This window comes from Mycobacterium sp. E2733 (assembly GCF_001667585.1).
Lineage (GTDB): Bacteria > Actinomycetota > Actinomycetes > Mycobacteriales > Mycobacteriaceae > Mycobacterium.
Window position 1 is genome coordinate 143,299 of record NZ_LZJZ01000061.1, and the last position, 18,980, is coordinate 162,278.

The following is an 18,980-nucleotide window of genomic DNA, read 5'->3' on the forward strand; positions in this document are numbered from 1 at the left end:
GCGTCAATCCTCTGATTTGCCAGTCGTATTCATGGTCAGCTTGCCCAGCTGATCCTGCCAACCGGAACCCTTGCCGTGGTCGTGCTTGGACAGCGCCTGGATGGAGACGTCGTGCCCTTCGGCAGCCTCACGCAGGGAGCCGACGGTGGCCTGTTCCTTGGCGATGTGAGAGGTGAACGGATCCCAGTGATACCAGCGCATCGCGTTCTGGTAGGTCATCTTGTTGACCTCGTCGTCGGGCACGTTGTTCCGCTGCAGCACCTCGTGCAGCTGCTCGGGGGCACCGGGCCACATGCTGTCGCTGTGCGGGTAATCGGCTTCCCAGCAGATGTTGTCGATGCCGATCTCGTTGCGCAGCGCCACTCCGGTGTGGTCGGAGATGAAGCAGGTCAGGAAGTGATCGCGGAAGACCTCGGACGGTTTCTGCTTGCCGAAGTCCTGACCGGTCCACGTGGAGTGCATCTCGTAGGTGCGGTCGGCTCGCTCGAGGAAGTAGGGGATCCAGCCCGTCCCGCCCTCGGAGAGTGCGATCTTGAGTTCCTTATATTCCTTGACCGGCTTGGACCACAACAGATCCGCCGCGGCCTGCACGATATTCATCGGCTGCAAAGTGATCATCACATCCATCGGCGCATCTGGAGCGGTGATCGCCAACTTGCCGGATGACCCGATGTGGACGTTCATCACGGTGTCGGTGTCGACCAACGCTTGCCACATCGGTGTCCAGTAGTCGTCGTGAAAGCTCGGATATCCCATCGCCGCTGGGTTTTCCGTGAACGTCAATGCGTGCACACCGCGTTCGGCATTGCGACGGATCTCCCTGGCACACAGTTCGGCATCCCAGATCACCGGCAGCGTCATCGGAATGAATCGGGCCGGGTAGGCCGCGCACCACTCCTCGACGTGCCAGTCGTTATACGCCTGAAGGAGGGCCAAGCTGAATTCGGGATCTTCGGTGACGAACAGTCGGCCGGCGAATCCGGGGAACGACGGAAAGCAGATCGAGCCCAGGATGCCGCCGGCATTCATATCTTTGATGCGCTCGTCGACTTGCCAGCAGCCGGGGCGAATCTCATCGAGACCCTGCGGTTCGATCCCGTATTCTTCTTTCGGTCTGCCCGCCACGGCGTTGAGCGCCACGTTCGGGATCACCACGTCGCGGAATCGCCAGGTGTCTGAGCCATCGGGGTTGTGCACCAACCGCGGCGCTTCGTCCAGGTACTTCTGAGGCAGATGGTTGTTGAACATGTCGGGTGGCTCGACGATGTGGTCATCGACGCTGACCAGGATCATGTCTTCTTTGTTCATCCCTGTTCCTTCCCAACATCTGCTGTGACCGGCCGAAAAACCGGGACAACAAAGCCGTCATCGTCATCGCGAAAGGCGATGGTGAGTTCCATATCGGTACAGAGCGTTTCGGCCGAGCAGTCTTCGAGGACCGTCATCAGCCGGGGCCCCTCGGTGAGATCCACCATTGCCACCACATACGGCGTGCACGTGTCGAAGGGCGCCGCATTCTGGTGCACCACGGTCCACGTGTAGAGCCGTGCCCGCCCGGACGCCGGTGCCAGCGCGACGTCCTCGCTCCAGCAGTGCGGGCACATCGGACGCGCGTAGAGCGAGTTCTGGCCGCACCCGGCGCACGTGTTGATCATCAGTCGGCGATCCTGGATGGCCTGCCACCACGATTCGCTGTCGGAGTCGATCGTTGGCCGGTTGGCGGCCACCGGCACGTCCATCACTGCCTCCCGAGGATCATCGTGGCGCTGTGGGTGAAAAAGCCCCCCATTGCATGCACGCATGCCAGACGCGCGTCGTCAACCTGTCTCGGCCCGCATTCGCCGCGGAGCTGCCTGGTCGCCTCGACCATCAGGAACATTCCCCGCATCCCGGGATGGCAAGAGGCCAGACCGCCGCCGTCGGTGTTGGTCGGTAACGCCCCGCCCGGACGCAGCACACCCGATGCGATGAACGGCCCGCCCTCGCCCTTTGCGCAGAAACCCAGATCCTCGACCGTGAGCAGCACGGTGGAGGTGAATGAGTCATAGAGCTGACACACATCGATGTCGGCGGGCCCGACGCCGGCTTGCGCGAACGCGCGGGGGCCGGACAGCGCGGCGGCCGACGTGGTGAAGTCGGCCCACTCGCTCATGCTGACATGCGATGTCGAGTCGGCGGCACCGAGAATCCAGATGGGCTCCTTGGCGCAATTCTTCGCCACTCGCTCGCTGGCCAGCACTACCGCGCCGCCGCCGTCGGTGCGCAGGCACACGTGCTTGGAGGTGAAGGGATCGGCGAGCATCGGCGCCGCGGCGACCTCGGCGGCGGTGATCCGTTCGCGCTCGAATGCGTTGTCGTTCATTGCCGCCCACTCGTGGGCCGCGACCGCGACTTCGGCCAATTGCTCTGCGGTGGTGCCGTATTCGATCATGTGGCGCCTGGCGGCCATCGCATACTTCGCGATCAGCGTGGCGCCGTATGGCGCCTCGTACTGCATGGCGCCGCCGGTGCTCATCGCCGCCGCTGATGCGCGTACGCGGCGCTTGACGTCGGAGCGCGCCGTTGATCCGTACGTCAGCAGTGCCACGTCGATCGCGCCGGCGGCGATGGCGTCGGCGGCGTGCCCCGCCATTACCTCCCAGGACGATCCGCCGACGTTGGTCGCGTCGACCCAGGACGGTCGCAGGCCGAGGTATTCGCTCACCTCGACGGGCGGCAGCAGCGCCCCGTGACCGCCGAAACCGTCGACGTCATCCTTCGTCAGACCGGCGTCGGCAATGGCGCGGCGTGCGGACTGAGCCATCAGCGCCAGCGCGGTCTTGTCCGGCGCCCGTCCACAATCCGACAGGCCGGCGCCCACGATAGCGACCCGGTTCGCTGGCATACGTAATGGTTACCACATCGATAATGCCGTTAACGACTTGGTGGAATGAACGTTCTCAGTGGGCTACCGTGAGCGTGTGCGTAAACCACTGCGCGAGGCATTGCGCGGCGACGAGCTGGTGCTGTGTCTGGCGCTGATGAGCGCTCGCACTCCCGATGTCCCCGCGATCGCAGCAGCATGCGGATACGACGCGGTCTACGTCGACCTCGAGCACACTTCCACGTCGCTGGAGACGGCGGCGATGCTTTGCGCGAGCGCATTGGGCGCAGGAATCTCGGCCTTGGTCCGCGTGCCGTCTCATGATCCGAGTGTCATTGCGCGTGTCATCGACAACGGCGCAACTGGAGTGATTGTGCCGCATGTGAATTCGAAAGAAGAAGCAGCAGCTGCCGTCGATGCCGCGCGGTTTCCTCCGATCGGACACCGCTCCATTTCCGGGCCCAATGCGGTCAGCGGTTACCAGCCCAGATCACCGGCCGAACTCACCGCTGTCCTCGAGCGTCGCACCGTGGTCGCGGTGATGATCGAGACGCCGCAAGCGGTCGACGCCGCAGACGCCATCGCGGCTGTCGAGGGTATCGACATGATCCTTCTCGGCCCCAGCGACCTGACGGCCGAAATGGGCATCCACGGCGACTATGAGAATGACCATTTCCGCCATGCAGTAGAATCGGTCGCGGCGGCTTGTCGTGCATACGGCGTGGCGCTGGGAATAGCCGGCATTAAGTCCGTTGGCCTGCTGAAACGCTTCACAGATCTGGGTCTGCGTTTCATTTCGGCAGGTACGGACATCGGGATGATGACCGAGGCGGCGACCGCCCGCGCGGACGCGTTGCGAGAGCTCGACGGCCGCCGCACAAGTAGTACCGACGGACTACCCGGATAGCCGAAAGCCTCGCCGCCACAACAGGAGGACGGATGCCCACCGCGATCTACACCGAGCAAGTCGCCGATTCGATGGCCTGGACCGGCGCCGATTTCTCGAGCAAGGACGATTTCGCTTTCGACCTTTCAGCCCGCAATCTGGCGGCCCTGGAATCGATCTTGGCCAAGACGTCGAAAAAGGACCGCGACGACATCACCCCCGAGGATGCTCGCCACCCGGATCTCGACGACGATCTGGCGAGGCTGTACCGGGACCTGATGTTCGGAAAAGGCCTGGCGTGCGTGCGCGGATTTCCGGTCGAACAACACCCGATCGACGACCTCGAGCGCATCTACTGGGCGTTCTGCACCCATCTCGGCTACCTGGTATCCAACAACTCGTTCGGGCACCGAATGGTTCGGGTCCAGGAGGAGATACTGCCGAACGGCGTGCAGCCCGCACGTGGCACCAAGTCGCGCGCGGAGCTGGCCATGCACAACGACGCCGCCGACATCCTGTCGCTGCTGTGCGTCTACCCCGCGGCCACCGGCGGTGAAAGCCAATTCGCCAGCGGGCCGGCGGCGCACAATCGGATTCTCCAGGAGCGGCCCGACCTGCTTCCGGTGCTGTATCAGGGGTTTCCGCACCACCGGCGCAGCGAGCAGCCCGATGACCAGCCGGACGTGACACCGTACGACGTCCCGGTGTTCTCGCAGATCGACGGCAGGATCTGCATCAACTTCACCTACAGCAGCATCCTGCCGGCGATGCACGCCCTCGGCAGGGAGTTCACGCCCGAACAAGCCGAGGCGATCGAGTTGCTGCGTACCATCCTGGTCGAGCAGCAGGTCGAGTTCCGGCTCGAGTCGGGCGAGGCGGCCGTCGCGAACAACTTCGCCATGTGCCACTCGCGTTCCGACTTCGTCAGCAGCAACGATCCGAAGAGGGCCCGCTGCTTCCTGCGCGCATGGATGGAGGTGCCGCGCGAAGACCGGCGACTGCCGGTCGGCCGTGAGTACTTTCACATGGAGAACAAGGACCTGCGCCTGGGATATGACATAGTCCCGGGCCGGGACGGCTCGATCGCGCGCAACGACTACAAGAACGTCAACGCCGAACTCGCCGACATGTTCAAGGCGGCACAGGCGAAACCGAAACTCAAGCAATGAGCGAAAGCCCAACTCCTAAGCTCGTCTACGAGCGATGGACCGACCCCGTCGCCGGGGACATCCTCGAGGCGGCCGACGTTGACGTCATCAAACTCGACCTGACGGAACCGGCTGAAAAACTCTGGACCGTAATGGAATCCGCCCACGGGTATCAGGTCGCCACTCGCACTGATGTAGCGTCCGTACCCGATGGTGAACAGTGGTTGGCGGGGGCTCCTCTGGTCAAACGCTGCGAGCAGCTACTGGCCGTCTGTTCGGCGGGCGCCGGCTATGACGTGATCGACGTCGAAGCGTGCACCGGGGCCGGAATCGCGGTGTGCAACAACTCCGGGCCCGGCGCCGAGGCCGTAGCCGAGCACGCGCTCGGCTTCATGCTCGATCTCGCCAAGAAGATCACCGTCGCCGACCGTGCGCTACGCAGCGGACCGCTCGGCGACCGCCTGGCCTTGCGGGGCGGTCAGCTGCTGGGAAAGACGCTCGGGGTGGTCGGTCTGGGCGCCATCGGCGGGCGCCTGGTGGACTTGTGCGCGCCCTTCGGGATGGAGATCCTGGCCCACGATCCGTATGTCGACGAAGCGACGGCTCAGCAGCGGGGTGCCGCCCTGGTCGAGCTCGACGAGTTGGTCGAGCGCTCCGACTTCGTTCAGGTCACCTGCCCACTCACGGCCGAGACACGCGGCTTGTTCGGATCCGAACAGTTCGCCGCGATGAAGCCCTCCGCGTTCTTCATCACCACCGCCCGCGGTGCCGTTCACGACGAAGCCGCGCTCTACGACGCCTTGGTCACAGGAGGCATTGCAGGGGCGGCCCTCGATGTCTTCCATGAAGAGCCGCCGCGACCCGACAATCCGTTGCTAGGCCTCGACAACGTGATCGCCACACCCCACGTCGCAGGCATCACCGTGGAAGCCGCCCGTGACATCGCCGTCGCCACCGCAACTCAATGGCAAGCGATCTTCGGGGGCGGGATGCCGCCACGGCTGCTGAATCCCGATGTCTGGCCGCGCTACTGTGAGAGATTCAATGAGATCTTCGGATTCCGTCCCGGCGCCGCAACGGCTTTGGAGAAAGAGAGCCATAGCAGGTGACGGATTACGACACCCTTGAATTCGAGCTGCGGGGCCACACGGCATGCGTGACGCTAAACCGACCCGAGGTACTCAACGCCATCAACGACGAGATGATCGCGGAGCTCGCCGAGGTGTACGCCGAAATCGAACGCTCCCAGGAGATCTGGACGGTCATCATCACCGGTGCCGGCCGCGCGCTGTGTGTCGGAGCTGACGTCAATAAGGCTGCCGACCACGACATGGAGAACGCGGCGGGGATCGACAACCAGGGGGAGCCTATCCTCAGCTCGATGCGGCAGTGGGATGCCCCGCAGGAGGCGACGCCGCCCTGGCTCCAGATGACCAAGCCGATCATCTGCGCGGTAAACGGCATCGCCTGTGGCGCCGGGATGGACTTGGTTACCACCGCAGACATCACGATCGCATCCGAGCGTGCGACCTTGATGGACCCTCATGTCAGCATCGGCGTGAGCTCCGGACGCGAAGGAGTCAGGCTGGCCCGGATCTTGCCGCTGCCGGTGGCGATGCGGCTGATCTTGATGGGCAAGCACGAGCAACTCGACGCGCAGCGGGCCTACGACTTGGGAGTCTTCACTGAAGTGGTGGCCCACGACAAGCTCATGGATCGGGCGTGGGAGATCGCCGAGATCGTGAATTCGAATGCGCCTCTGGCGGTGCGGGGTTCGCGCATGGCCGTGCGCAAGGGGTTGACACTGCCCATCTACGAAGCCGAGCTGCTCGCCGAGAACTACCGAATGAAGGTGGCCCTGACGAAGGACGCCATCGAGGGGCCACGTGCCTTCCTAGAGAAGCGTCAGCCGGACTGGAAGGCACTGTAGCGCAAAAAGTCCAGAGCGCTTAGACCATACCGAAAAACGTTTTGGCGTTGGTGGACAGCACCTTTCGCTTGGTCTCCTCGTCCAGACCCTCCGTCGCCTTATTGGCGACGTCCATGCTATGCGGCCAGTTGGTGTCGTTGTGCGGGTAGTCCGTCTCGAACATGAGCTGGTCCTCACCGACCAGGTCGAGGATGCGGAAGGCGACCCGATCGCCGAACGTGGAGAACCAGACGCGGCCGGGCACTTGAGTGCTCGGTGGTTCGGTCAGCAGGGGGTGTATCCCGCCCCACGCCCGCCGGTCCTCCCAGACCTCGTCGACGCGCTGCAGGTAGTACGGAATCCAGCCCGCCTGCGCCTCGGCGAACGCCAGCTTGAGATTCGGGAATTGCCTGAGCTTGCCGGAAAAAAGCCAGTCCACCATGGCGATGGTGCAGTTGACGGCCATCAGCGCGCTGGTGACGACGTGCGGGGAGTCGGGTGAGGACTTCGTCAGTGACGAACTTGACCCGATATGCAGCATGATGCCCACCTGGTTTCGCTCGCAGGCGGCGAAGAACGGGTCCCAGTAGCCGCTGTGAATGGAGGGCAGGTCCAGACGTGCAGGCAGTTCGGAGAAGCACACGGCGTGCATGCCGCGGGCGGCCACCCTGTCCACCTCCTTCGCGGCCAGCTCGACGTCCCAGAGCGGAATGATGCCAAGCGGGATCAGCCGACCGTTCGAACTGCCGCCCCATTCATCGATCTGAAAGTCGTTATAGGCCTCAACGCAGAGCTTGGCGAGCTCCTTGTCCTTGCCGTACAGGAAGCGTTGGCCGCAGAAGCGGACCAGCGTGTTAGGGAAGCACGCCGAAGCCTCGATGCCCGCGATGTCCATATCGGCGAGCCGGTCAGCCGGACGAAAGCAACCGGGGCGCATCTCGTCATAGGTGATCGGGTCGGTGGTGAGCTCGTCGAGTTCATAGCCGGCCGCCGCGCTGATGAGCGGGATCGGGATCACCGCGTCCTCGTAGCGCCAGATGTCCGCGTCGCGACCTTCGTCGTCCTCGACGAACGCGACATCGGAGGTGACAGCTGGATCCATCCGCCCGCGGGTACGAACGATCCGCGGTCCGATATCGCGATAGCGCTCCGGCAGCCGGCTGGTCCACAGATCGGCAGGCTCAACCAAATGGTCGTCTGGCGAGACAATTCGGATGTCTGTGCTCAACGCTGACTCCTTCGAAGGCTGGGGTGTAACCTGCGAAACCCTGATTGCCGAAGACGAGAATCGTCGTTTCCACAGTATCGCATGGCCGTACCTCCACGAGCCCGGCACCGCCATGCTCCGACGAACGGATCAACATACCGGTGTAGGTAGATTGGGCGAATCTGGCTGGCAACGCGTATTCTCAACCCATCATGACTGCCAAGAAGCGCCCCGGACAGGACACCGAAGCCAGCATGGAGATCGTCGATGCCGACCTCGACGAGATGCCGACGAGCTGGCAAGAACGAACGATAGAGCGGCGTCTTTCCGCCGCCCGGGCCCGCGCGCTGGCACGTAGTTCAAGGTTCCTTGCCACTGCGCTGGAGTTGGTCGAGGAGTCTGGGCGCGCCGATTTCACCATCCAGACTTTGATCGATCGGTCCAACCTGAGCCTGCGCGCGTTCTATCAACACTTCGCGGGTAAGGAAGAACTCCTGCTCGCGCTTTACGAGAACGCTACGAGTCAATTCATCGAAGCGATCCGCCATGAGGTTGACATGGCAGATGGCCCGATGGAACAACTCGAGGCGTTCTGTCGCGGATTTCTGTCCCGGGCGGAATCGTCCGAGGCAATCGGCGGCCGGGTGATGACCATATACAACCTGAGCTTGGAGATTGAGCGGCCTGCCGACTTCGCGAAGATCTGGGAACCGCATCAGAAGCTGCTCACGAAGATCCTCACCGCATGCTCGCGTGCCGGGTTGATCCGAAAAGACTTGACACCAGCGCAGTTGACCACGCTGCTGAACTCGACGCTCATTGCACTCGCCCAAATAGGGGTGTTCCATCTCGGGGTCAAGGGCGCAGAGCTTGCCGAGGACCAGTTATGGGCCTGGTGCAAGCAAGCCCTCACACCACCGGCAGGGTCCGCCAAGCCGAAGGCCGTCGCCGCTAAGACCGCGGCGAAGCAAAGCACGGCTCGCAAGCCTCGGAAGCTAACGGGGTAGCCCCAGCCCGCGCTGGGCGATGATAGAGCGCTGCACCTCGCTTGTGCCCGCATAGATTGTGGTGCCCAACGCGAACCGCATCAGGTATTCGATCCGGCCTTGCTCCGGGGCCGTCGGCTCGAAGTAGCTCCGCGCCGCATCCGGCCCCACCAGCTCCACAATGTCCTGGCTGGCGCGCACCAGTGCTTCCGTGCTGAACACTTTGGACATCGGCCCCTCCGCTATCGGGGTCTGGCCGGTCTCTGTCATCCAGACGCACCGACGCAGGAGGAGTCTCGAAACCTCGTCTTCCATTGCCACCCTGGCGATTCGACGCCGCACATCGGTCTTGGCGAGCTGAGGCGAACCGTCGTCGGCTTCAGTGGTCGCGGCCCACTGCTCGACGTGCTGCAGGAGCCGAGAAAGATGCGGACCCCACCCGGACGCGTGCTCGTCCTGCAGCGACAGCCCCATCACCTGCCAGCCGGCGTCGACATCGCCGACCCGCCACTCGTCTGAAACGCGGACGTCGCTGTAGAACGTGATGTTCGTGCGTTCGCCCGAAAGCGTCCATACCGCTTGAGCTTCGAATCCCTCGGAGTCACGCGGGAGGAGGAACATGGTGAGTCCCTTGTGCTTGGGCTTGTCGGGACTCGTGCGTGCCAGCAGGAACAAGTAGTCGGCGATGTGACCGTTTGTGGTGAACATCTTGGAGCCGTTGATGACCCATTCGTCGCCCTCGCGCACGGCCTTTGTGGTCGCCGCAGCGACATCCGAGCCGCATTCGGGTTCGGTGAACCCCAATGCAATCGTGATATCGCCCTTCATAGCACCGCCGAGAATGCGGTCCTTCATCTCCGGTGTACCAACGTCGCGGATGATCGACGCCACCATTCGAGTGGTCTCCGAAAGGTACATGGGTGCTTCCGCTCGCATGAGTTCTTCTCGAAGGACCTGCTCATCCCATGCATTGCGGTTCTGGCCGCCGAATTCGGTCGGCCAGCTCGGGGCGAAATATCCTTCGTTCACCAGCCCCTTGGCGAAATCGTCGTCATGTGAAACGCCGCTGCGGTAGATCCGTTCCTCGCACTCGGGCGTGATCACTTTCGCGAGGTAGCCACGAACTCCGTCGCGGTATGTCGCGGTCTGGGTGTCGAGCTGAAAGTGCATGGATCAGAACCAATCTGTCTCACAGCGGGCAGGGGCTCCCACGCGCGATAATGCTACTCTCATTTGTGAGAGTAACCATATCCGCATGTGACGGGACCTCAGCGTGGACTTGAGCCTTTCCAGTGAACAGCGCCAGCTCGTCGACTCGTTTGCCGCGATGTATGCGCGCGAGTCGACGTCTGAGCGTGTCCGGGCCGCGGAGCCCTTGGGTTTCGATTCCCGGTTGTGGAAGGCACTGCTGGAGATCGGTGCGGTGCAGATGGCCGTCGGCGAAGCCGCGGACGGCTGGGGTGCAACCGAGCTCGAATTGGCCTTGATCGCCGAGCAGTACGGTCGGGCGGTCGCCTCCGCCCCCGTCATCGAGGCCCAGGTCGCAGCCAGGCTGCTCGCCGGGTCTGGGGATACCGGCGCGAGTCTGCTGGCTAAAGCGATCGCGGGTGACAAGATGGTCAGCTTTGCGCCGCGCCCCGCACGGGACCGCGTACTCGGCCTCGTGCCCGCCGGGGCCGTCTCGGATGGGGTGGTGGCGCTTTTGGGCGAGCGCCTGATCGCGTTGCCGCTCGGGGAGAACCGTCGATTCGTGCAGAATCTCGGGTCGCTCCCGCTGGCCGATATCACAGTCGATGACGACTTAGTGGTTCTTGCCGAGGGAGACGCTGCACGGCGGATGTTTTCCGATGCACTGGATCTGTGGCTCGCCCTGACCGCTTCGGCGCTCGCCGGCGCGGCGAAGAGGGCCGTCGAACTCGGTGTCGAGTACGCCAAGCAACGACACGCATTCGGGGCCCCGATCGGATCTTTTCAGGCGGTGTCTCATCCGTTGGCCGACAGTGCCACTGCGGCCGACGGTGCGCTGTTGCTGGCGCTCGAGGCGGCGTGCGCGTTCATCGACGAGCCGGAGCGCGTGACCGAGCTGGCAGCCATGGCATTCGCATTTGCATACGAGACTGCCCGGGACGCGACGCAGCGCAGCCTGCATATCCATGGTGGGTACGGATTCAGCATGGAAGGTGACATCCAGCTCTACTACCGCCGGGTCCGGGGTTGGGCGATGGTGTACGGCGAATCGGCCGTCGCCCTCGACCGCGTCGCGAACGCCCGATACGGGGCCGTGGCCGACTGAACCGGCTATTACGCCTCGGCTCGCACCCGGTCTTTGACCGACAGGACTATCGGGGGAGCGGTTCGCCAATTCGGCACACCCTGCTCCTCGCCGGCCGTGGCACGCTTGTCATCCCGTACGCCGACCCAGTGCGAGTGGTTCAGCTGGTGCAGGGTGAAGCAGGACTGCAGGGCATTGTAGAAGCCCATGTTGTCCACGGACTGATTGACCGACTCCTTGATGAGCAGAGCGGCCATCGTCGGCACCGTGGCGATGCGCCGGGCCATTTCGAGTGTGCGGTCGGGTAGCTCCTCTCTTTTGAAGATCTTGCTGACCATGCCGAGTCGGTAAGCCTCCTCGATGTCGATCGCATCGCCGGTCAGCATCAGCTCCTTGGCGCGACGGGGGCCGAACTCCCATGGGTGGCCGAAATACTCCATGCCGCACATACCGAGCCGGGTACCGACGACATCGGCGAAGCGCACCTCTTCACTTCCGACGATCAAATCGCATGCCCAAATCAGCATCAGTCCCGCGGAGAACACGTCCCCGTGGACCTGCGCGATCGTGATCTTGCGCAGGTTTCGCCAGCGCAGGTTGTTCTGGAAGAAGTAATGCCACTCCTGCAGCATGATCTTCTCCGCGCCCTCCCGGGTCCCGCCGTTGATAGCCGCTGTCGGGTGTTGACCCGGTCCAGGAGAAAACTCGGCACGCGCCTGCTCGGAGCCGATGTCGTGGCCAGACGAGAACATGGGCCCTTCGCCGGCGAGGATGACGACGCGGACGTTGTCGTCGGCCTCAGCGCGTCCGAAGGCATCGTCGAGTTCGACCAACATCCCGCGGTTTTGCGCGTTGCGTTGCTCCGGACGGTTTAACGAAATTCGGACGATCTGGCCGTCGTCGAACGTCTCCCACTTCAGGAACTTATAGTCGGTCACTGTCTCCTCCATGGTTCTTCTGATGCGGCAATGGTGTTATCAATATCCGAGAAGGTATGTTCTCACAGGTCGGACGGGGTCAACCGGGAAGGGCGCAGATGACGGACTGCCAACGTAAGCCGCGGGTGATTCTCTGGGGTCCCGGTCAAGTCGGCGTCGGCGCTTTGCGCGCGCTGATCGCGCATCCGGGGTTGGACCTCGTGGGCGTCATCGTGCATGCCGAAGCCAAAGAGGGCAAGGATGCGGGCGATCTGTGCGGGATGCCCGTGACCGGCGTCATCGCCACCCGTGACGTCGATGCCGCACTGGCTCTCGACGCCGACGTGGTCGCCTACTTCGCGTCGGGGGACTACCGGTATCGCGAGGCAGCGCAGGACATCGCCGGCTGCCTGCGCGCAGGGAAGAACGTCGTATGTACCTCGCTGGTACCGATGTGTTATCCACCCGCCGCCGACAAGCCAACCGTCGATCTCATCTCGGCGGCGTGCGAGGAGGGCGGCGCGAGTTTCTTCAACAGTGGGGTCGATCCCGGTTGGGCCAACGACGTCATCGCGTTGACGATGACGGGATTCAGCAGCCGCGTCGACACCATCACCATGCTCGAGATACTCGATTACGGTCCCATCAACCAACCCGACATCATGTTCGACTTCATGGGATTCGGCCACCCGCCAGACCATCCGGCGCCATTGTTCGACACCGTGCGCCTGGAATCGTTGTGGGCGCCAATCGTGCGTCTAGTGGCCGACGGCGTCGGATTGCCGCTCGATCGCATCGACACAACCATCGGAAAGTGGCTGGCGACAGAGCGTTACGAAGTGGCATCGGGGTGGGTCGAGCCCAGCACGGTCGGCGGAATGCGATTCAAGCTCGCAGGAATAGTCGACCGTGAGGAGCGGGTGGTGCTGGAGCACATCACCCGCATGGGCGAAGGGTCCGCTCCCGAGTGGCCGCGGCATCCGTCGCCGCACGGTGGTTACCGTGTCATTGTCGACGGTCTACCCACGTACACGGTCGACGTTGAAATGCACGGCCGCGGAAACAATATGCGGGGTTTGACGTATGCGACGGTGATGCGGGAACTTAATGCGATTCCGGCAGTCATCGCAGCGCCCCCAGGTCTTTTGTCGACGCTGGATCTACCGCTTATTACGGGCCCGGTCCGCGGCGGGACTTGGCAGGGCGTGCTGCCCACGGCGGTGAAGTCATGAGCGAGCAAGCTGTCCCGCGGACCTCGGCGGACCTGTGGGAGGTCATGCACACCGCGTCGAGCGTGCGGCGGTACCGCGACGAACCCGTCTCCGACGAGGTCATCGACACATGTCTCCGCGCGGCGAGCTGGGCTCCGTCCGGAGGCAATCAGCAGCCATGGAAGTTTGTCGTGCTGCGATCGGCGAGCTTGCGCGACGTGATCACGGCTGCGGCCCACAAGACATGGGAAGTGATGACCGAGTTTTATTCGATCTCGCTGCCTGACAACGACGCTGACGACCCGAAATCGCGTGTCCTCCGAACGATGGCCGAACACATGAGGGTTGGTGGCGCGGCCCCCGTGCTGGTGCTGTTCTGTGTCCAGCCGCAGCGAGGAACCACCGAACTACAGCAGGGGGGTTCAATCTTTCCCGCGGTGCAGAACTTCCTATTGGCTGCCCGCGCGCAAGGGCTTGGCGCGGCGATCACGCTATGGCACGGGTCCTGCGAGGACGAACTGCGGTCGATGGTCGGAATTCCTGACGACTGGAAGATCGCGACCCTGCTGACGGTGGGCTGGCCGCGCGGCCGGCACCACGCCGTGCGCCGCAAGCCCCTATCCGAGGTGGCGACGATAGATCGCTGGGACTCGCCCTGGCCGACCGGGTAAGTGACGCACGAATGGACCTCCGCGATCACGCCGCTTCCACCAAACCCGCGGTGATACTTCACCCTTCTGGGGTGAGGGTCAGTTTCGGCCAGCTCGAGGCCAATGCGAATCGGCTGGCCCACTATTTGCGCCGACAAGGTCTCGCGACGGGGGACACAATCGCCGTCGTGATGGAGAACAACGAGCACATACATGCGGTGATGTGGGCTGCGAGGAGAAGCGGTCTGTACTACACGCTGATCAATACGCAACTGCGCGCCGCCGAAATTTCCTACGTTGTGGGTGACAGCGGCGCGAAGGCGATCATTTCGTCAGTGGCGATGCGCGCTGTGTGCCAACAGCTGTCGAAATCACTCGCGGGTGGATTGCCACCCGTGGCGCTTATCGCCGACGGTGAACTAGAAGGGTGGCGACGCTATCCGGACTGCGTGGCCGCCATGCCAGTGACACTTTTTGCGGATGAATGCGACGGGCAGCTTCTCCAATACTCAGCCGGAAGTACCGGACGCCCAAAGGGAATCCGGCGCCCATTGAAGCCGGCCAGCTCTGCTCGAACGAGTTTGTCGACGCCCGTCTTCGAAGCACTCAGGGTGACAAGCGATTCCGTGTACATGAGTCCGGCGCCGACGTATCACACCGCACCGGCGATGTGGACGATGGCTGCCCAGGCCGCTGGCGCAACCACGGTCATGATGGAAGCGTTCGACGCCGAGGGTGCGCTGGACTGCATCGAGCGGTACGGCGTCACCCATGCGCAGTTCGTCCCGACGATGTTCGTCAGGATGCTCCGGCTCCCCACAGCGACGCGTATGCGGTTCGACCTGTCGAGCCTTCAGCGTGTTGTTCATGCCGCGGCGCCGTGTCCACCCGAGATCAAGCGGCAGATGATCGATTGGTGGGGTCCGATCGTCGATGAGTACTACGGGTCCTCAGAAGGTGCGGGTATCTCATTCATCCGGGCCGAAGACTGGCTGCGCCACCCCGGTTCGGTTGGCCGGCCATTACTGGGAGTGCCGCACATCCTTGACGAGAACGGCAACGAGGTCGCACCGGGACAGGTCGGCGATATCTACTACGAAGGCGGCTACCCGTTCGAATACCTCAACGATGCAGAAAAGACCGCTGCGACACGCAATTCAAAGGGGTGGGCGACCGTCGGCGACGTTGGTTACCTGGATGACGAGGGCTACCTGTACCTCACTGACCGTCGTCATCACATGATCATCTACTGAGGCGTCAACATCTATCCGCAGGAGACCGAGGATGCCCTGGTGTGCCATCCGTTGGTAGTCGACGCCGCGGTGTTCGGCGTACCGGACGAGGTGATGGGGCAGTCGGTCACGGCAGTAGTTCAACTAGTCGATCCGGCGCGGGCCACGCCACAGCTTGCCGACGAGTTGACCGGGTGGCTCCGAAGTCGGCTAGCTCACTACAAGTGTCCGCAATCGCTGTTCTTCGAACCGCAATTGCCGCGCAGCGACGCCGGGAAGTTGTACAAACAGGAGCTGATCGACAAGTACTCACGGCGTTGAGTTCGGCCGGCCTGACTTCGGCGAGCGAAAGAGGCGGTTGCGGTTTCTAAGTTGGCGATGCGGTGTTGATGCCATATCCGCAGGTCGTCCGACGTGCTTTCGCGTCGTTTCGACGTGACCGTATCCGGGATTTGCTCGGGTCGAAGTCATATTCGGGACGGGTTCGATTCCCGGCGGCTGCACAAAACTAGCTGGTCAGCGTCGGTGCCTGGACGGCCAGCAACCTGCGGCGTCCACCCCAACTTCGCGCGCTGACGCCGCCCCGTCGTAAGTGGCGGAAAAAGTGTCCCCTAGGACCGGCGTCGCTGCTCCTACGTGTGAGAGCTGCCAATCGGGCGGCGACCAGATCAAGGGCAACGATCATGAGCTTTCATCGTCGGAGCGGCGCGTCCGGGCCGTCAAGGCGGCCCGCAGAGTCGTTCCGAAATCGTCTTCGAAGCGACAACGTGACATGCAAGCCGTGACCGCACGTCCGATTTCTGGTCTGCTCGGCGCGGCTGTCGTTGCAGCGTGGGCTTCGCTGACCGCTGCCTCGTCCCTGCCATCCGCTACCGGCGCTCCCTGCTCTGACGTCGACGTGGTGTTCGCCCGGGGCACCACCGAGCCTCCCGGCGTCGGGGGGGTCGGACAGTCATTTGTTGATTCGCTGCGTTCGCGAGTAGGGCGGAGGACTGTCAGCGTCTATCCGGTCAACTACCCTGCCACCAACAATTTCCGTAGTTCCATCGCTGCCGGTGCCACTGACGCGAGCGCTCATGTCCAGTCCATGGCGGCCAACTGTCCCAACACCAGGATGGTCCTCGGCGGGTACTCCCAAGGTGCGGCCGTGGTCGACGTCATCACCACGCAGATGCCACCCGGTGTCGCCGATCATGTCGCTGCGGTCGCTGTCTTCGGAAACCCCTCGGCGTCAGGCACATTCGCGCGGAGAATGGCGGCCGGCGCGCTTCCCACCATTGGCCCGCTGTACGCCGCGAAAACGATCGACATGTGTATGCCCGGGGATCCGATTTGCACGCGGGGTGTGAGCATGGCGCCACATGGTCAGTACATTCAGTCGGGGATGACAAACCAGGCGGCGACATTCGCCGCGGGCAGGTTGTAGGGCCCGAATCAGTCGTCTCCGCCGATGCGCTCCGGGTGAAGCATCGGCACATCGCGACACTGTTCGAGAATCCCGAAGCCGTCGATTGCGGCCGACTTTTATAGGAAATTGGGTGTGACAGACGGGTGCTCATTCATACCGGGCGGCCGGTCAAACTCGGCTGCGAGCCCGCGAAAACCGCTCAAGCTGCACGGCCGGCCCGTCCGCGGACGGCGGCGGCACCAGCCGAACGACACCGTCAATCACGCTTGCGACTGACCCGTTCCCACGATCAAAGTTGAGGGTGCCGTGTTGAAAGTTCTGGACGACCCACTGGGGCTCTTGGATTTCGGCGCTTGTCGGTAGTCCCAGCGCACTGTGTTCGTAGCCGAGGGCGCCCCACGCGGCGTAGATGGCGCCGGTGACGGGTTGGGCCCCGCTGGCCGGCGACCAGTACATCGCCCCCTTCTCGAAGACTACGTAGCGCGTCGCGCCCGCCCCTTGCGATTCCGGCGACGTCGGTGCGCCCAGTTCGCTGTTCATGCCGCCCATCGCCTGCCACCGCTCATAGATGGCACTACCTTGTAGCGACTGCGCAAGATCCTGGGCGCTGGGGCGAAGATTAAACCGCGCGGCAATGTCGCGGACATGGTTCATCACGGCGTATCCGAGGTGACCGGGGCAATCAGTGTCGCTGACGTCGCGGTGGGCGAAGACGCAGGGCAGGGTCACGACGGCGCCTTGGGGGTGACGGGTGTAGGGGCCGCCGTCCGATGTCAACGCGACACTGCCATGCGGGTCGATGCCATCCATGGCCAGCCGCCACCCGAGCAAGCGCCCGACGGTGCCCACCTGAACCGGCGTAGGGCCCACCGCGTCGAATTCGCCAATCATGCACACTGCCCACGTGTTCCGGTTGAACCCGCCAGTGTGGGTGCCCTGAATCGCTCGGGTCATCCCGCCGAACCGGCCCTCGAATACCTGGCCGTACTTGTCGACCAGCGCGTGGTAGGCGATGTCCGACCAGCCCAGGGTGCGGGTGTGGTAGGTGTAGATCGCCCGAACAATCGCCGCCGAGTCCTGCTGCGCGTAGTCATTGACCCCCGCGGAATGGTGCACGACGCCTGCCTTGATTCCGTTGTCGTACATCGGTGCTCGGCTGCGAATCGACTCGTCGGCGCCCCACTGGGAGCGGCTGATGATATTGGGGGCCTGGCCGGGCGCTTCGACCGCCGCGACCAGGACGGGATCCGCCTTCGCGCTTGGGGATTGGGCCAGCCCCGAGGCGGCCGTGCCCAAAGCCAGCATTACGGGCGCAGCCGCAGCGTATGTGAGGACACTGCGGCGCGAAACAGGTGATGGCGCTGAGCGCCCGCACCAATCAGGCACGCACCACGGTATCCCGCGGTAACAACATTCATAACGCAACCCGCCGCAGCCGGATACGGTCAATCCTCGCGGCCTCTGCAAATTCGGCCATCAGGGCCATACTCGACGGTCGTTCGGTCGCGCCGGGTGGCGGGTCAGTGGCCTTCCCGTACCCGCCGCGAGGGCAAGCGCGGCCATCGCGACGCCCTGTTAGCAAATCCGACAGACGATTCGCGTAGGTGCCTCCGGTCAGCTCGTTCGAGCCGCCCTTGACCCCCATCGCCCGAAGCCGACCGGCGCGGAGACCCCGAACCACCTTGGGACCGCGTGCGGCGACGACATGGACCGGACTCAGCGGCAGATTCCGCAGCGCGCCACGATGGGCCGCCCGCCAGACGGCAGCGTGTCCCGCTGCCGAGCCATAATCCCTACTAAAATCGGGCGACGCGGCGGCTGCGACATTTTCGGTTCCGTGATTGTCAGGGCTCGAAGAGATGCAAGCCGAAGGACTCGCACACCTATGAAAGTGATCGTTGCGGCTGGTCCGCCACTGGGAATGGCCAGCGACTAGGAAGCGTCACGCAGGCGGGTCTCCACATCCTTGATTCCCTGGCGCAGGTGCTCGGCCAAGTACCATTCCTCACCGCTATGGGCATCGCGTAACGCCACGTCGACTGCCAATTTGGCGGCCGAGAGGTGTCCTCGCCGTTCCTCCCCGTGAGTGGTGATGGCATGAAGGACGGCCCTCACGGCCTCCTGACAGGCATTGGGGAACCCGCTGCAATGTGCGACCGACATGCCGACCCCTTATGAGTAGATGCAGATACCGGCCGTAGACAGCGGTGTGGTCACGCGAATTGCTCTGACCGCGCCCTGTGTACGCCTGCTCACTGTGATGCCCGCTGCACAGGGCTGCAAACCTTCCT

At 63.5% G+C, this 18,980-nt stretch carries 15 protein-coding genes and 2 pseudogenes; 10 read left to right on the plus strand and 7 right to left on the minus strand.

Going from position 1 to position 18,980, the window contains the following annotated elements; translation table 11 throughout:
* Positions 1–3 precede the first annotated feature (3 nt).
* The 3 genes from A5678_RS11685 to A5678_RS11695 are packed head-to-tail and all read right to left on the minus strand — an operon-like array spanning position 4 to position 2,884.
* A complete protein-coding gene (locus tag A5678_RS11685) occupies positions 4–1,308 on the minus strand; it encodes an amidohydrolase family protein (RefSeq protein WP_068042357.1) in 1,305 nt (434 codons plus the stop codon).
* Complete coding sequence (locus A5678_RS11690; RefSeq protein WP_068042360.1) at positions 1,305–1,739, minus strand: Zn-ribbon domain-containing OB-fold protein; 435 nt, start codon at positions 1,737–1,739, stop codon at positions 1,305–1,307. Before A5678_RS11690 ends, A5678_RS11685 begins: the two co-directional genes overlap by 4 nt.
* Positions 1,739–2,884: an acetyl-CoA acetyltransferase gene (locus A5678_RS11695; protein WP_068042362.1), complete on the minus strand. Its 1,146-nt coding sequence runs from the start codon at positions 2,882–2,884 to the stop codon at positions 1,739–1,741. Before A5678_RS11695 ends, A5678_RS11690 begins: the two co-directional genes overlap by 1 nt.
* A 58-nt stretch (positions 2,885–2,942) precedes the next feature.
* Between A5678_RS11695 and A5678_RS11700 the strand changes: the two genes are divergently transcribed.
* From A5678_RS11700 to A5678_RS11715, 4 genes are read left to right on the plus strand one after another with little or no spacing between them, the layout of a single operon-like run.
* A complete protein-coding gene (locus A5678_RS11700; protein ID WP_068042365.1) occupies positions 2,943–3,770 on the plus strand; it encodes an HpcH/HpaI aldolase/citrate lyase family protein in 828 nt (275 codons plus the stop codon).
* Positions 3,771–3,802: 32 nt separating this feature from the next.
* Positions 3,803–4,918, plus strand: a complete 1,116-nt coding sequence (locus A5678_RS11705; protein ID WP_068042368.1) for a TauD/TfdA family dioxygenase — start codon at positions 3,803–3,805, stop codon at positions 4,916–4,918.
* Positions 4,915–6,006 carry a hydroxyacid dehydrogenase gene (locus A5678_RS11710; protein WP_068042371.1) on the plus strand — a complete coding sequence of 364 codons (1,092 nt, stop codon included), beginning with the start codon at positions 4,915–4,917 and terminating at the stop codon, positions 6,004–6,006. Before A5678_RS11705 ends, A5678_RS11710 begins: the two co-directional genes overlap by 4 nt.
* Positions 6,003–6,827 carry an enoyl-CoA hydratase/isomerase family protein gene (locus A5678_RS11715; protein ID WP_068042374.1) on the plus strand — a complete coding sequence of 275 codons (825 nt, stop codon included), beginning with the start codon at positions 6,003–6,005 and terminating at the stop codon, positions 6,825–6,827. The genes A5678_RS11710 and A5678_RS11715 overlap by 4 nt, the downstream gene beginning before the upstream one ends.
* A 19-nt stretch (positions 6,828–6,846) precedes the next feature.
* Here the strand turns inward: A5678_RS11715 and A5678_RS11720 are convergent, their stop codons facing one another.
* Positions 6,847–8,034 carry an amidohydrolase family protein gene (locus A5678_RS11720; protein ID WP_068042376.1) on the minus strand — a complete coding sequence of 396 codons (1,188 nt, stop codon included), beginning with the start codon at positions 8,032–8,034 and terminating at the stop codon, positions 6,847–6,849.
* A gap of 191 nt (positions 8,035–8,225) precedes the next feature.
* Between A5678_RS11720 and A5678_RS11725 the strand changes: the two genes are divergently transcribed.
* Complete coding sequence (locus A5678_RS11725; protein ID WP_068042379.1) at positions 8,226–9,020, plus strand: TetR/AcrR family transcriptional regulator; 795 nt, start codon at positions 8,226–8,228, stop codon at positions 9,018–9,020.
* Here the strand turns inward: A5678_RS11725 and A5678_RS11730 are convergent.
* Positions 9,009–10,169 (minus strand): acyl-CoA dehydrogenase family protein, encoded by a 1,161-nt coding sequence (locus tag A5678_RS11730; protein WP_068042382.1) that lies wholly within the window; start codon positions 10,167–10,169, stop codon positions 9,009–9,011. The genes A5678_RS11725 and A5678_RS11730 overlap by 12 nt on opposite strands.
* A gap of 103 nt (positions 10,170–10,272) precedes the next feature.
* Between A5678_RS11730 and A5678_RS11735 the strand changes: the two genes are divergently transcribed.
* Positions 10,273–11,292 carry an acyl-CoA dehydrogenase gene (locus A5678_RS11735; RefSeq protein ID WP_068042385.1) on the plus strand — a complete coding sequence of 340 codons (1,020 nt, stop codon included), beginning with the start codon at positions 10,273–10,275 and terminating at the stop codon, positions 11,290–11,292.
* An 8-nt stretch (positions 11,293–11,300) separates the two neighbouring features.
* Here A5678_RS11735 and A5678_RS11740 read toward each other — a convergent pair whose 3' ends face one another.
* Complete coding sequence (locus tag A5678_RS11740; protein ID WP_068042552.1) at positions 11,301–12,209, minus strand: enoyl-CoA hydratase; 909 nt, start codon at positions 12,207–12,209, stop codon at positions 11,301–11,303.
* A 125-nt stretch (positions 12,210–12,334) separates the two neighbouring features.
* On the opposite strand from A5678_RS11740, the gene A5678_RS11745 reads away from it, so the two are divergent.
* The 4 genes and pseudogenes from A5678_RS11745 (at position 12,335) to A5678_RS11760 (ending at position 16,707) form a co-directional block, all read left to right on the plus strand.
* Positions 12,335–13,420, plus strand: a complete 1,086-nt coding sequence (locus A5678_RS11745) for a dihydrodipicolinate reductase (RefSeq protein ID WP_068042388.1) — start codon at positions 12,335–12,337, stop codon at positions 13,418–13,420.
* Entirely contained in the window at positions 13,417–14,070 is a 654-nt protein-coding gene (locus tag A5678_RS11750) for a nitroreductase family protein (protein ID WP_197502106.1), read from the plus strand. Before A5678_RS11745 ends, A5678_RS11750 begins: the two co-directional genes overlap by 4 nt.
* Before the next feature lie 11 nt (positions 14,071–14,081).
* Positions 14,082–15,602 (plus strand): annotated as a pseudogene (gene fadD4, locus A5678_RS11755) (fatty-acid--CoA ligase FadD4).
* A 460-nt stretch (positions 15,603–16,062) separates the two neighbouring features.
* On the plus strand, positions 16,063–16,707 hold the full coding sequence (locus A5678_RS11760; protein ID WP_068042555.1) for a cutinase family protein: 645 nt from the start codon (positions 16,063–16,065) through the stop codon (positions 16,705–16,707).
* 150 nt (positions 16,708–16,857) lie between these two features.
* On the opposite strand, the pseudogene A5678_RS11765 reads toward A5678_RS11760, so the two are convergent.
* Positions 16,858–17,919: pseudogene (locus A5678_RS11765) on the minus strand (N-acetylmuramoyl-L-alanine amidase); the annotation flags it as partial.
* Between the last annotated feature and the right edge of the window lie 1,061 nt (positions 17,920–18,980).

What these genes read in the sequence shown, in the direction of transcription:
- A5678_RS11730 (WP_068042382.1), bottom strand. Translation starts at nt 10,169, where the DNA reads ATGCACTTTCAGCTCGACACCCAGACCGCGACATACCGCGACGGAGTT.
- A5678_RS11750 (WP_197502106.1), top strand. Translation starts at nt 13,417, where the DNA reads ATGAGCGAGCAAGCTGTCCCGCGGACCTCGGCGGACCTGTGGGAGGTC.
- A5678_RS11695 (WP_068042362.1), bottom strand. Translation starts at nt 2,884, where the DNA reads ATGCCAGCGAACCGGGTCGCTATCGTGGGCGCCGGCCTGTCGGATTGT.
- A5678_RS11710 (WP_068042371.1), top strand. Translation starts at nt 4,915, where the DNA reads ATGAGCGAAAGCCCAACTCCTAAGCTCGTCTACGAGCGATGGACCGAC.
- A5678_RS11725 (WP_068042379.1), top strand. Translation starts at nt 8,226, where the DNA reads ATGACTGCCAAGAAGCGCCCCGGACAGGACACCGAAGCCAGCATGGAG.
- A5678_RS11685 (WP_068042357.1), bottom strand. Translation starts at nt 1,308, where the DNA reads ATGAACAAAGAAGACATGATCCTGGTCAGCGTCGATGACCACATCGTC.
- A5678_RS11690 (WP_068042360.1), bottom strand. Translation starts at nt 1,739, where the DNA reads ATGGACGTGCCGGTGGCCGCCAACCGGCCAACGATCGACTCCGACAGC.
- A5678_RS11705 (WP_068042368.1), top strand. Translation starts at nt 3,803, where the DNA reads ATGCCCACCGCGATCTACACCGAGCAAGTCGCCGATTCGATGGCCTGG.